Here is an 11636-nt window from a genome sequence, read left to right as displayed (position 1 = left end):
AGCGCAGCAAGGATACCAGAAACTGGTCAAACCTTTTAATTTTATTGGCTGTAAATTAGTCGAACTCCTAAGTTGTTGCTTTACTTTGATTAACTGAAAAGGCGATGTTTTAAACGCATGAATAATGAACTTGGGCAGCAAACGAAGTGCACTCCACAAATAAATTAAAAAACAACCAATTGGGTTTTCATTTGAGCATTTACTGGATATACTCACAGTTAACTGTATAAAAAGACAGGTGAGACATGAAGCCGTTAACGCCACGCCAACAACAAGTCTTCGATTTGATCAAAAGTAAAATCGATGACACCGGAATGCCACCAACTCGTGCAGAGATTGCGCGTGAGCTTGGCTTCCGCTCTGCGAATGCCGCAGAGGAACACCTAAAAGCGCTTGCTCGTAAGCAAGCAATTGAAATTATCCCAGGTGCATCGCGTGGGATTCGTATCCTACTTGATGACTCTGCCGCTAATGACGAACAGGGCTTGCCTTTGATTGGTCAAGTTGCTGCGGGTGAGCCCATATTGGCTCAGGAACACGTAGAAGCGCATTACCAAGTCGATCCTGCGATGTTCAAACCGCAAGCGGATTTCTTACTTCGTGTAAATGGCGAAAGTATGAAAGACATCGGGATTATGGATGGTGATTTGCTCGCGGTGCATAAGACCCAAGACGTGAGAGATGGTCAAGTTGTCGTTGCGCGTGTTGATGATGATGTGACTGTGAAGCGTTTGGAGCGCAAAGGTTCAACCATATTACTGCATGCTGAGAATGAAGAGTTTGCCCCAATTCAAGTGGACTTAACGTCTCAGCACCTTACGATTGAAGGCTTAGCCGTTGGTATTATTCGCAATACCGATTGGATGTAAGTGTGTTTTAGCAGCCCAGTTCATCTGGGCTGTTTTGTCTTTTCTCTTCTCTTTGTTCTACTTCCTCTAAAAGCTTGCTTATCATCCTGACCTTGTTTGTTTTGAGCAATTTATAAGCTTGATAATGTAATTGATATTCATTATCATCTATTTCAATGTCTATGTTTTCTCTCTGGCGCAGGAAATGCCCATGTCTCAGTCTAAACATCAAGTTCCTAACCATTTATTAAAACCACTGTTATTGCGTAGCCGTGAAAGCATGGTCGACAATGGCTTGGTGTACGATCCGATAGCTGCTAAAGCGTGTTTGAGCTGTAAGATGGCGCCGGATTGTTTGAGTGGTGATATTGCGCAGAAGCAATTGCTGCACGTGACGCTGACCCAGCTTTGTGACCAGCAGGTTAGTCACTTCTTACAGCAGTATCCCGATGCTTGGATTATCAATGTCGGAGCTGGGCTGGATACCCGCTTTTATCGTTTGGATAATGGACGCTGCCATTGGATAGAGCTGGATGTGACGGAAAATTTGGTATGGCGTCAGCGCTTGTTCCACAAAAATGAACGTTATGAACATCGCTGTGGCAGTGTGGATGAAATGTCGTGGCTAGAGACGTTAGCCATTCCAGAGCAAGCACCGGTACTCATTTTATGTGAAATGGCACTGCTCGATTGCACAGAGCGTCAAGTCGCGAAATTTATTCAAACCTTGGGTCGACATTTTGTCTCTGCTGAACTGTGTATGGTGCTGGCAGGAGATTTAACGGAAACCAAGTGGGGACAAAAGCTTGGCTCTGATCGCTATGCACATGGCTTTGAAGCGCCCGCAGAACAGATATTGCAATGGTTACCATGGGCACAGTGGGTGAAAGCTTTTTCGCCATTCGATCGATTCTGTTCTCGTTGGAAAGCTTGGCAGCGTTGGCTTAATAAGATTCCAATGTTGAAGCATCGCCTCACGCCAGTCCTCGTTCACATCAAGTGGTAATTGGCTAGTCGTTAAGCGCTCAGGTACACTCGTCGATCTTACTGATGAGGTGCCTGTGACAAATTCAATCTTCTCTCCTTTATCTAACCCAAAAGTTCATCGCCAAGTCTTAGCTTTAGCGATACCTATGGTGCTGTCGAATATTACTGTTCCATTGCTCGGTTTGGTCGATGCTGCGGTGATTGGTCATCTAGACCACGCTTGGTATTTGGGCGGTGTTGCGTTGGGCAGCACCATGATTAGCGTGACGTTTTGGCTGCTTGGTTTTTTGCGTATGTCGACTACTGGGTTGGCGGCGCAGTCCTATGGCGGTGAAGACCGAAAGCAACTTGCCTTGGTGTTTATGCAAGGCTCACTCATGGCGCTACTGTTTGCGTTAGTCTTTCTTATTGCCCATAACCCGATTGCTGATTTGATCTTTGGTTGGAGTGACGCCAGTGCTGAAGTGAAGCACTACGGCATGCAATATTTCTCTATCCGAGTGTGGAGTGCCCCCGCTGCGCTAATGAACTTTGTGTTGTTGGGGTGGCTGCTCGGAACGCAAAATTCCAAAGCACCAATGTGGATGGTGATCATCACTAACGTGACTAATATTGCCCTCGATTTGTTGTTTGTGATTGGTTTGGAGTGGAAAGTAGAAGGCGCTGCGCTGGCATCGGTGATTGCTGACTACTCAGGCATGGGTTTTGGTCTCATGTGTGTCTGGAAAACCTGGCGAGAGAGGCAATTACCATCACCTCAAAAGTTGCTAGCCAGCACTCAACACGGTTTAGGGCGATTCGTGAAATTGAATCGCGATATTTTCTTACGCTCCTTGTGTCTGCAAGCGGCTTTTAGCTTTATGACGTTCCAAGGCGCGAGCTTTGGTGATGAGGTTGTCGCTGCAAATGCGGTTCTGATGAGCTTCCTGATGATTATCTCGTATGGCATGGACGGCTTTGCTTATGCAATGGAGGCCATGGTCGGGAAGGCGATTGGTGCCAAAGATAGGCAACAATTGAGTGCATCGCTTGTCGGCACTTTCTTTTGGAGTTTGGTTATTTGCTTAGGACTGACCGCGCTCTTTGGTTTGGCGGGATCGCAGTTGATCGCAATGATCACTTCAATTGAGGCGGTACAACAGCAAGCAGCTGTGTATCTACCTTGGCTGGTGGTGATGCCACTTGCGTCGATGTGGTGCTTTCTATTGGATGGCATTTTTGTCGGTGCAACCAAAGGCAAAGACATGCGCAATAGTATGTTTGTCGCGACCAGCAGTTTCTTCGTTGTCTTTTACTTATTCGCCGAGTGGGAAAATCACGCGCTGTGGTTTGCAATGACGAGCTTTATGTTGATGCGGGGTATTGGTTTAGGGGTTATCTTTCTCTACCAATGGCACAAGGATACCTTCCTAGCACAATGTTGATATAAAAACAGCAGGTCCAAGCCTGCTGTTTTTCTGTCTGCTATCAAGAAGCATAGATTAGAACAAGCGGTTCAAACCATTCAACGCAGCGACACGATACGCTTCGGCCATTGTTGGATAGTTGAAGGTGGTATTGACGAAATACTCGATGGTATTCGCTGAGCCTTTTTGCTCCATAATGGCTTGACCGATGTGGATAATTTCCGCGGCACGTTCGCCAAAACAGTGAATCCCTAAGATTTCTTTGGTTTCACGATGGAACAATATCTTCAAGCTACCGATGTCTTTCCCTGCGATCTGTGCACGAGCTAGATGCTTGAACGAAGAGCGTCCTACTTCATACGGTATTTTCGCAGCTGTTAGCTCTTGCTCGGTTTTACCCACAGAGCTAATCTCTGGGATGGTGTAGATACCCGTTGGAATATCATCAATCAGATAGTTTTCTGCCTGACCTTTCGTAATGGCTTGTGCGACAAATCGCCCTTGGTCATAAGCGGCGCTTGCAAGGCTAGGGTAACCGATGACATCGCCTACAGCGTAAATGTGCTCAATATCGGTTTGGTAGTTACGGTTTACTTTTAGTTGTCCGCGAGAGTCCGCTTCCAGACCCACAGCACCCAAATTCAACTTATCGGTGTTACCTGTTCGACCATTCGCATACAACAAGCAGTCCGCCTTCATCTTCTTGCCAGATTGTAGGTGAATAATCACGCCATCTTCTGTGCCTTCGATTTTTTCATAGGTCTCATCATTACGAATTACCACACCGCTGTTCCAGAAGTGGTAAGACAGCGCATCTGACACTTCGTTATCCAAAAACTCCAACAAGCGGTCGCGGGTATTGATAAGGTCGGTTTTCACTCCAAGACCGCGGAAGATAGAAGCGTACTCACAACCGATAACGCCCGCACCGTAAATGATGATATGGCGAGGGTCGTGTTTCAGGCTCAAAATGGAATCACTGTCGTAGATGCGCTCATGCAAGAAATCAACGTCGTTAGGCTGATACGGACGAGAACCCGTCGCGATGACAAACTTATCCGCTGAATAGATTTCTTCTGTGCCGTCGCTTTGCATTACTGCAATTGAGTAGTTATCGATAAATCGCGCGGTTCCGAACAAAAGTGTGCATGAGTTACGGTCATAAAAGCCCTGACGAAGTCGAGTTTGCTTATCAATGACCGATTTAGCATGACCTAAAATGTCAGAAAATGTTGCATGAACGCTGGTGTTGTTTCGACAAAATAGCGGGTTGCTATTAAATTCAATGATGCGGCTAACGGCATGACGCAGTGCTTTTGATGGAATAGTACCCCAGTGAGTACAACCGCCGCCGACACTGCTTTCTTTCTCGACAATGGCAACATTCAGTCCCGCTTTGGTTAATCCCATTGCAGCCCCTTCTCCGCCAGGGCCACTACCGATTACGATCACGTCATAGTGATTAACATGCGCCATGATGCCTTCCTTGTTATATTTGCTTAACATTGCTTTAGCGCGATTTTAACTCATTTACTCTATTGGTACACGTCATGCCTGTTAGAGAGTGGAAGTGATCACGCAGAATCGACCAAAAGGATGATTTGGTATGTTGTATGTCTATAAATTGCATCGAGAACATTGCAATTAGATGCATGCCAATAGTAACGTTCTCGGCGCTCAGAGCGAGCGAAGCAACATATCTTTCTCCGTAGGAGCAAATTGCGTTATATTGAGGCTCTTGTACCCTACAGAAAAAGAGCAAGTTAAGAATGAAATCGATGGGAATCCGCGCACAGCAAAAAGAGAAGACACGTCGATCATTGATCGATGCGGCATTTAGTCAATTAAGTGCGGATCGCAGCTTTTCCAGCCTTAGCTTGCGAGAAGTCGCCCGAGAGGCAGGGATTGCACCGACTTCTTTTTACCGTCACTTCAAAGATATGGATGAGCTAGGCTTAACCATGGTTGATGAAGGCGGTTTGCTACTACGTCAACTGATGCGTCAGGCGCGTCAACGTATTGTGAAAGAAGGTAGCGTAATTCGTACCTCGGTCGAAACCTTTATGGAATTCATTGAAAGTAGTCCGAACGTTTTTCGTTTGTTGTTGCGTGAGCGCTCCGGCACTTCTGCTGAATTTCGTACCGCTGTTGCTCGAGAAATCCAGCATTTTGCGGCAGAATTAACCGAGTATTTAATGAGCACCGGCGTGACCAGAGAAGAGGCGTATACTCAAGCAGAAGCGTCTGTGACTTTGGTTTTCAGTTCGGGGGCTGAAGCTTTAGATTTAGATCGACGTGAGCGCGATGAACTCGCCGAGCGATTGATCATGCAATTGCGAATGATAGCCAAAGGGGCCTATTGGTATCGCAAAGAACGTGAACGTAACCGATTAAAAGGCGGGATAGAATAATGTCGAATGGAAATAAATCTGAAAAGAAAACGCTGATTTTGGCACTGGTTGCAGGTATGTGTGGTGATGCTTTGTTGTCATGGTTGACCATGAGTGAAGTATCGTTTTCAATCTTCCCATTGATTGCACTCGTACTGGCTGTACAAGCTCTTTACCAAGAGTACCTAAATAATCCGGTATCAGAAGATATCCCATTAGTTGGCTTGGCGTGTTTCTTCGTAGGTGCGTTTGGTCACTCTGCGTTTATTAAAGCGCAATACCCAGAAGCAGGCTCAAACTTCTTTGCGATCATGGTTTCAATGATCTTACTCGCATGGATTGGTAAGAAGTTAGGTTTTGTCAGCAAGAAGACTTCTGCGGAATAAGCAAAACGAATCAAATTAAAAAAGCGAGCCATTGAGCTCGCTTTTTTTGTATTTGACGCGGTGGGTTACGCTTTGCGTTCCAATAGCACGCCCGCTTCCATATGGTGGGTGTAAGGGAATTGGTCAAACAGAGCAAAACGCGTCACGTTGTGTGTTTCGCATAGAATGTCCAAGTTCTCTTTTAGAGTCTCAGGGTTACAAGAGATGTACATGATGCGCTCGTAACCTTGCACCATTTTACAAGTATCGACATCCATCCCAGCACGTGGTGGATCGACAAAAATCGTATTGCAGTTGTAGCTCTTCAGATCCACGCCTGCATCTTGTAGACGACGGAATTCACGTTTACCTTCGATTGCTTGAGTAAACTCTTCTGCTGATAGACGTAGGATTTGTACGTTATCAATCTTATTGGCGGCGATGTTGTACTGTGCAGATACAACCGATGGTTTTGCTAGCTCAGTTGCCAGGACGCGGTCGAAATTCTGTGCCAAGGCCAGCGAGAAGTTACCGTTACCACAGTAAAGTTCTAGTAGGTCGCCAGTGCTTTCTTGGGTGCAGTCGACCGCCCATTCCAGCATCTTCTCTGCGACTTTGCCGTTCGGCTGAGTGAAGCTGTTCTCTACTTGTTGGTAGATGTAGCTCTGACCATTTACATCGAGTTTCTCGATCACGTAGTCGCGGTCTAGGACAATCTTCATCTTACGAGCACGACCAATGATGTTTAGATTGAAGCCTTCATCATTTAAGCGCTGTTTAAGGGCTTTTGCGTTTTCAATCCACTCTTCATCAAGTTGGCGATGGTAAAGGAGTGAAACCAGAATCTCACCACTTAGCGTCGATAGGAAATCCACCTGGAACAGTTTACGACGTAGCGAGTCGTTGTCTTTCATCGCTTCAACCAATAGCGGCATCAGGTCGTTGATCAGACGGCTTGCTGCAGGAAATTGGTCAACACGGTATTTCTCACGAGTTTCTTGGTTGAACATGATGTAGTAAAGATCTTCGCCTTCATGCCAAACACGGAACTCAGCACGCATGCGGTAATGCTGCTCTGGTGATTCAAACACTTCCAGTTCTGGCATGTTGTATGGCGCGAACATATCCGTGAGACGTTCGACTTTTTCAGCCAGTTGTTCTTGGTAGCGTTGTGGGTTTACATCAAGAGTAGCCATGATCTTACCTTTTATGGTGCATTCAATTTAAGAGCGCAGATTTTATTCAATCTCAATAGGATGTCCAGTTTTGTACTGGAATTGATTTAAAGATAGTGCGTACAGACAGAGTAGAAAGCAAAATCAATCAAAACGTTACAACTTATAAGGGCAATATTGGCTGGACAAATAATCAATAGCTGAATAATATTTGCCTCAAGTTGGTGTTATCTAGCAATCTAGATGGCTGAAATGGGAATCTGGTGTGAATCCAGAACTGACGCGCAGCGGTAAAAGAGAACGAACGCTCATCAGACACTGCATTAGTTTATGTGGGAAGTCGAGCAAGTAGGCGGTACACCCGTGCTCTTGAGTCCGAATACCTGCCAACAACTGAGCCACAGCACTGGACTGTCATGATGACAGGGCTCGGAAGGAATTACGCGATTTAGGACAATACAATGAGAAAATCCGCACTGGCGATCACTTTGGCATCGCTGCTTTCACCTGTCTCTTATCTACAGGCCCAAGAAACCTCCACTGACGAAACCATCGTTGTTACTGCAAACCGTTTTGAGCAAGCCGAAAGCCGTACGTTGGCAGATGTCGAAGTGGTTACTCGACAAGACATTGATCGCATTCAAGCGAAAACCCTACCAGATGTGTTGCGCCGTCTTACGGGGATTCAAGTTTCACAAAATGGTGGTCGTGGTCAGTTAGCGTCTTTATTTGTTCGTGGTACCAGTTCCGACCAAGTTCTAGTACTGGTTGATGGCGTACGTTTTGCGCGTGCAGCGAAGGGCGCTGTGGACTTTAACCAAATCCCACTTACTTACGTTCAACGGATTGAGTACGTGCGTGGTGCGCGTGCGTCACTTTATGGTTCAGAAGCGATTGGTGGCGTGATCAATATCATCACCATTGCGCGTGCTGACGAAGAAGGAACGAAGTTAAGCGCTGGTTTAGGTAGCTTAGATTACCAAGAATTGAGTGTGGCATCTGGCATTAAAGTCACAGAGAGCGGCCAACTGAATATCGCGCTTGGTAGTGAAAGTGATGATGGCTATAACGTTCGTCCTGTACCGGGAGTTAATGACGGCGATCGCCATGGCTTTGATACAAAGAATGGTCTGCTAGGTTACGTGCATAACTTCAATGACCAGTGGTCTGTATTTGGTAACCTACGTGCTTACGAAAATGTTTATCAATATGACAGCAGCTACGGCAGTCGCGGTTATTACGAAGCAGAAAAAGACGACCTTTCTGCCACTCTGGGCGGTAAGTATCAGTCTGGTAACGTGATGTCAGAACTACAAGTAACGGCACAGAAACAGAAGTCTTGGAACTATGAGCAAGCAAAAGGCAAACACTCAGGTACTGAAGATGAACTTGAACAGCAAAATGTCCAGTGGACCAACAGTTACTTGTTAAACAACAATACGACGTTTGCTGGTGGTATTGATTGGCGCAACGAATCTTACAAAGACAAGAGTGCGAATAAAACGTTTGATCGTACCAATGGCGCTCTGTTTGGTATGGCAACCACTAGTATTGATAAAGCAATGCTTGAGGGCAGTGCTCGCTTGGATGATAACGAAGAATACGGTAGTGAGTTCACTTACAGCTTAGCGGCTGGTTACCAGTTTGTGCCAGAGTTTGGGGTTAAAGCTTCTTTTGGTACTGCGTTTAAGGCTCCAAACCTATATCAACAGTATGACCCAACATACGGTGAGAAAGATCTGAAGCCGGAAGAGTCAGATGCTTGGGAGCTAGCATTCAGCGGTGATGTCCAAGGCGTTTTTTGGTCCGTTACGGGTTATGACTATAAAATCACGAATCTTATCGATTACCATCCAACCACATACAAATATTTGAATGTCGATGGTGAAACACATATCCAAGGTGTGGAGCTTGTTGCTGAGTTTGATACAGGGATTGTGCAGCACCAGTTGAGTGCGGATTACAAAGATGCTGAAGACGATAAAGGGCATCAGTTGCAGCGCCGCGCTAAAGAAATGTATAAGTGGAACGCTTTAGTGAGCTTCGATAAAGTGGACTGGTCGGTTAGCTATCAGTACGTCGGTAAGCGTCCAGATGTGGATTACAGCACTTGGCCTTCACAAGATATCACGCTTTCTTCTTACTCGTTGGTTGATACGGCTGTGACTTACTATCCGAGTGAGTCGACCTCTATTAGCGCTCGTATCGATAATCTATTTGATGAAGAGTATGAGATGGCAAAAGGTTACCCTGCTGCGGAGCGAGCGTACTATCTAAACGTTGGCTACGAATTCTAATCGTGAATGAACACAAACCGCCTTCGGGCGGTTTTTAATATTTTTGTGATGGAAAATCGAATGACGAAACCTAAGCAAGTGGTGATCAGTTGGTCCAGTGGCAAAGATTCGACATTAACGCTTGAGCGCCTTAACGAGAATCCAAATTATCAAGTTGTCGGTTTGTACACGACTTACGTAGGGAAAGAAGTCCCTTTCCAAGCAACTCCGCTTGAGGTTGTAAAAATGCAAGCCGACTTACTTGCGCTTCCGCTCATTACTATCGAACTGCCTGAAGTTTTTCCGAGTAACGACATTTATCAATCGACCATCGTTAATGCATTACAAAGTAGTGGTCTGAATATAGAAGCTGTCGCATTTGGCGATATGTTTTGCAATGGCATTGCCGAGTACCGACGCAGCTATATTGAACCTGCTGGCTGGGAGTGCGTCTTTCCGCTATTAGGGGAGAGCAGCGACAAACTAGCGATGGAAATCATAGAGCGTGGTATTCAAACGATGTTGATCACCATCGACGGAAGTGTTCTCCCTCCAGAGTGGTGTGGTCGCTGGTATGACAAAGTCCTAATAGAGTCATTACCAAGTCAAATTGATCCCTGTGGGGAAAATGGTGAATTTCACACACTGGTCACGTCTTCGCCGTCTTTTCAAGGGCATATCGAGCTGACGAAGCGAGATGTAGAATCTGGAGATAGATTCAGCCATCAAAGATACCATGCTAAAGCATTGCCAAAACAAATCTAAGCAGTATGATCGCAACGTTTCTGTTCTTTAGGTAAGGCTCGTGCGAGTAGCAAGTAAGAAAAAAGTCCTAGTTTTTGACTCCGGTGTTGGTGGTCTTTCTGTATTCCAAGAGATACATCGCCTATTGCCGCATCTTGACTACTTATACTTATTCGATAATCAGGCTTACCCTTATGGTGAACTCGATCAGGCGGTACTCATTTCACGAGTTAACCAACTGGTCTCTTCATTAGTCGAAGAACACCAAGTCGACATTGTTGTCATTGCTTGTAATACGGCAAGCACCATAGTGCTTCCTTCCTTACGTGAAAATCTATCGATTCCCGTTGTTGGTGTTGTCCCTGCGATTAAACCCGCATCGCTTTTGGCATCAAAAGGGGTGGGGCTGATCGCCACTCCGGCGACAGTAACACGTCAATATACTCAAGAGCTAATACGAGACTTTGCGCAAGGCAAACCAGTTGAGCTGGTGGGATCAACTCGCTTGGTGGATATGGCCGAAGAGAAGTTGCGAGGCAACAGCGTTTCTCTAGACGAACTGACAAAAATCCTGCTTCCGCTTCGCGATAAAGTAGACGTTGCGGTGCTCGGTTGTACTCACTTCCCTTTAATCAAAGAGGAAATTCATCAAGCTTTGGGTGAGGACGTTACTTTAATTGATTCGGGTGCAGCCATTGCACGTCGAGTAAAAGCATTACTATTAAGTGATGAAATTGAGGATACGGAAGAGGGAAGTAAGTCGATTTATGCCAGTGCAACTCCTTGGCAGGAAGATGCACTGAACATTTGTTTAAAGGAGCTAGGTTTTAATCCTGTTCTGGTTTACCACCATCCGGGTGTTTAGGATCGTTCGCAATTCTCACTTTTAGCGTTCTCTCCATATATTCCTTTTCATTAAGTTTATCGATAGCTGGCTTGGCATCTGCCGCAGCCATCACGACAAAACCAAACCCTCTTCTTTTTCCAGTGCGCTTATCTTTCATTAAGCGTACTGCATAGACCTGTCCATATTCAGCAAACAAATCGCGAACGTGACTCTCATTGGCCTTATAAGGAAGGTTGCCGACATACAGAGTTTTAGTTGATGGATCCGAGTCTGTTGATTGAATAGAAGGTGTCTGGCTAGAAAATGAAAATAAAAAAGCAGTAGCGATAACACCAATGAGAAAACTCAAGGCTGGTGGGATGGTGACTTGAGAGAAGACGATTCCCCCAACGACGGCCAGCCCAGCACATAAAATCAGATTTTTTTTAGACGTCATTTTAATTACTACACATAGTGATAAAGAGATCGATTGTCCATTAACAGAATAGACACATGAATCTTACGTATATGGTTGGTGTTTTTCCAACCAATTGCTGTGATATGTCTCAAATGTGACGAAGAAATATGCAAATATCACGCTTTTGGCTAACTAATGACC

At 45.5% G+C, this 11636-nt stretch carries 11 protein-coding genes and 1 riboswitch; of the genes, 8 read left to right on the top strand and 3 right to left on the bottom strand.

What is annotated here, in order from left to right; translation table 11 throughout:
• Window positions 1-245: 245 nt before the first annotated feature.
• The 3 genes from lexA (at window position 246) to dinF (ending at window position 3259) form a co-directional block, all read left to right on the top strand.
• Window positions 246-869 carry a transcriptional repressor LexA gene (lexA, locus tag NB463_RS17290; RefSeq protein ID WP_005393778.1) on the top strand — a complete coding sequence of 208 codons (624 nt, stop codon included), beginning with the start codon at window positions 246-248 and terminating at the stop codon, window positions 867-869.
• Window positions 870-1059: 190 nt separating this feature from the next.
• On the top strand, window positions 1060-1854 hold the full coding sequence (locus tag NB463_RS17285; RefSeq protein WP_005393777.1) for a class I SAM-dependent methyltransferase: 795 nt from the start codon (window positions 1060-1062) through the stop codon (window positions 1852-1854).
• A 55-nt stretch (window positions 1855-1909) separates the two neighbouring features.
• Window positions 1910-3259, top strand: a complete 1350-nt coding sequence (gene dinF / locus NB463_RS17280) for an MATE family efflux transporter DinF (protein ID WP_170892860.1) — start codon at window positions 1910-1912, stop codon at window positions 3257-3259.
• 57 nt (window positions 3260-3316) lie between these two features.
• On the opposite strand, the gene sthA is transcribed toward dinF, so the two are convergent.
• Window positions 3317-4747, bottom strand: coding sequence for a Si-specific NAD(P)(+) transhydrogenase (gene sthA, locus NB463_RS17275; RefSeq protein WP_258432262.1), 1431 nt, complete (start codon window positions 4745-4747; stop codon window positions 3317-3319).
• A 263-nt stretch (window positions 4748-5010) separates the two neighbouring features.
• Between sthA and fabR the strand changes: the two genes are divergently transcribed.
• Both fabR and NB463_RS17265 read left to right on the top strand, forming a co-directional pair.
• Window positions 5011-5652: an HTH-type transcriptional repressor FabR gene (gene fabR, locus NB463_RS17270; RefSeq protein ID WP_005378632.1), complete on the top strand. Its 642-nt coding sequence runs from the start codon at window positions 5011-5013 to the stop codon at window positions 5650-5652.
• Window positions 5652-6017, top strand: coding sequence for a YijD family membrane protein (locus NB463_RS17265; RefSeq protein ID WP_005378634.1), 366 nt, complete (start codon window positions 5652-5654; stop codon window positions 6015-6017). Before fabR ends, NB463_RS17265 begins: the two co-directional genes overlap by 1 nt.
• Before the next feature lie 65 nt (window positions 6018-6082).
• Here the strand turns inward: NB463_RS17265 and trmA are convergent, their stop codons facing one another.
• Complete coding sequence (trmA, locus tag NB463_RS17260; protein WP_033907263.1) at window positions 6083-7192, bottom strand: tRNA (uridine(54)-C5)-methyltransferase TrmA; 1110 nt, start codon at window positions 7190-7192, stop codon at window positions 6083-6085.
• A gap of 186 nt (window positions 7193-7378) precedes the next feature.
• A riboswitch (cobalamin riboswitch) is annotated at window positions 7379-7576 on the top strand.
• Between the two features lie 56 nt (window positions 7577-7632).
• Between trmA and btuB the strand changes: the two genes are divergently transcribed.
• From btuB to murI, 3 genes are read left to right on the top strand one after another with little or no spacing between them, the layout of a single operon-like run.
• Window positions 7633-9468 carry a TonB-dependent vitamin B12 receptor gene (gene btuB / locus NB463_RS17255; RefSeq protein ID WP_152815620.1) on the top strand — a complete coding sequence of 612 codons (1836 nt, stop codon included), beginning with the start codon at window positions 7633-7635 and terminating at the stop codon, window positions 9466-9468.
• Between the two features lie 60 nt (window positions 9469-9528).
• On the top strand, window positions 9529-10212 hold the full coding sequence (locus tag NB463_RS17250; RefSeq protein WP_104969913.1) for an ATPase: 684 nt from the start codon (window positions 9529-9531) through the stop codon (window positions 10210-10212).
• 40 nt (window positions 10213-10252) lie between these two features.
• On the top strand, window positions 10253-11056 hold the full coding sequence (gene murI / locus NB463_RS17245) for a glutamate racemase (RefSeq protein ID WP_258432261.1): 804 nt from the start codon (window positions 10253-10255) through the stop codon (window positions 11054-11056).
• Here the strand turns inward: murI and NB463_RS17240 are convergent.
• On the bottom strand, window positions 11019-11474 hold the full coding sequence (locus NB463_RS17240) for an RNA-binding protein (protein WP_046874612.1): 456 nt from the start codon (window positions 11472-11474) through the stop codon (window positions 11019-11021). The genes murI and NB463_RS17240 overlap by 38 nt on opposite strands.
• Window positions 11475-11636: the final 162 nt, after the last annotated feature.

Source organism: Vibrio sp. RM-41-2B (assembly GCF_024744415.1).
GTDB lineage: Bacteria > Pseudomonadota > Gammaproteobacteria > Enterobacterales > Vibrionaceae > Vibrio > Vibrio diabolicus.
The sequence above is the reverse complement of the archived record's forward strand: the minus strand, read 5'-3'. Positions and strand labels throughout refer to the sequence as shown.

Bases quoted from the DNA above. Each gene is read 5' to 3' on its own strand.
- lexA (WP_005393778.1), top strand. From the start codon at position 246: ATGAAGCCGTTAACGCCACGCCAACAACAAGTCTTCGATTTGATCAAA.
- NB463_RS17285 (WP_005393777.1), top strand. From the start codon at position 1,060: ATGTCTCAGTCTAAACATCAAGTTCCTAACCATTTATTAAAACCACTG.
- sthA (WP_258432262.1), bottom strand. From the start codon at position 4,747: ATGTTAAGCAAATATAACAAGGAAGGCATCATGGCGCATGTTAATCAC.
- fabR (WP_005378632.1), top strand. From the start codon at position 5,011: ATGAAATCGATGGGAATCCGCGCACAGCAAAAAGAGAAGACACGTCGA.
- NB463_RS17265 (WP_005378634.1), top strand. From the start codon at position 5,652: ATGTCGAATGGAAATAAATCTGAAAAGAAAACGCTGATTTTGGCACTG.
- trmA (WP_033907263.1), bottom strand. From the start codon at position 7,192: ATGGCTACTCTTGATGTAAACCCACAACGCTACCAAGAACAACTGGCT.
- btuB (WP_152815620.1), top strand. From the start codon at position 7,633: ATGAGAAAATCCGCACTGGCGATCACTTTGGCATCGCTGCTTTCACCT.
- NB463_RS17250 (WP_104969913.1), top strand. From the start codon at position 9,529: ATGACGAAACCTAAGCAAGTGGTGATCAGTTGGTCCAGTGGCAAAGAT.
- NB463_RS17240 (WP_046874612.1), bottom strand. From the start codon at position 11,474: ATGACGTCTAAAAAAAATCTGATTTTATGTGCTGGGCTGGCCGTCGTT.